Source organism: Mesorhizobium sp. M4A.F.Ca.ET.022.05.2.1, from assembly GCF_003998845.1.
Classification (GTDB): Bacteria; Pseudomonadota; Alphaproteobacteria; order Rhizobiales; family Rhizobiaceae; genus Mesorhizobium.
The window spans coordinates 1-795 of the sequence record NZ_RZOJ01000783.1 but is presented as its reverse complement, the minus strand read 5'-3'; the positions used below and the strand labels follow the sequence as shown (position 1 = coordinate 795).

Below are 795 nucleotides of genomic sequence, written 5' to 3'. Positions count from 1 at the left end.
GGCTATGCGCGGCCCGGCTGCCGGATCACCGGCGGCGAGATCAACGTCAACGGCAAGAACATGGCCGCCCTTTCCGAAAAGGAACGCGCCAGGCTGCGCGGCACCGACATTGCCTATGTCCCGCAAAGTGCCGCCGCCTCCTTCAACCCCTCCTCCACCATCATGGAGCAGGTCATCGAGGTCACGCGCATCCACAAGCTGATGCCGCCCGAACAGGCCCGCCGACGCGCAGTCGAGCTGTTCAGGGCCTTGTCGCTGCCGGACCCCGAAGGGATCGGCGCCCGTTATCCGCACCAGGTTTCGGGCGGTCAATTGCAGCGGCTGTCGGCGGCCATGGCGCTCATCGGCGATCCCAAGCTGGTGATCTTCGACGAGCCGACGACGGCACTCGACGTGACGACGCAGATCGACGTGCTGAAGGCATTCAAGTCGGTCATGCGGGCGGGCGGGATCGCAGGTGTCTATGTTTCCCACGATCTCGCGGTCGTCGCCCAGATCGCCGACCGCATCGTGGTGCTGAAGGGCGGCGAGGTGCAGGAGACAGGCACCACAGCGGCAATCCTTTCAGCTGCCCGGCACCCCTATACGCGCGAACTGCTAGCCGCCTTCGAACCGAAGCCGCGGCAAGGGCATGCCGACGCAGATGCCGGGACGAAGCAGCTGCTGCGTATAGACAATGTGACGGCCGGCTATGGCGCGATGCGGGCTGACGGACTGCCACTTATCCGCGCGGTCGATTCCGTCAGCCTGGTCGTCGAAAAGGGGCGCAATCTCGGCGTTATCGGCGAATCCGGC

General features: G+C 65.4%; 1 protein-coding gene. It reads left to right on the top strand.

What is annotated here, in order from left to right:
* The coding region (locus EN745_RS35370) for an ATP-binding cassette domain-containing protein (protein WP_145992357.1) at positions 1 to 795 on the top strand (795 nt) is incomplete at both ends.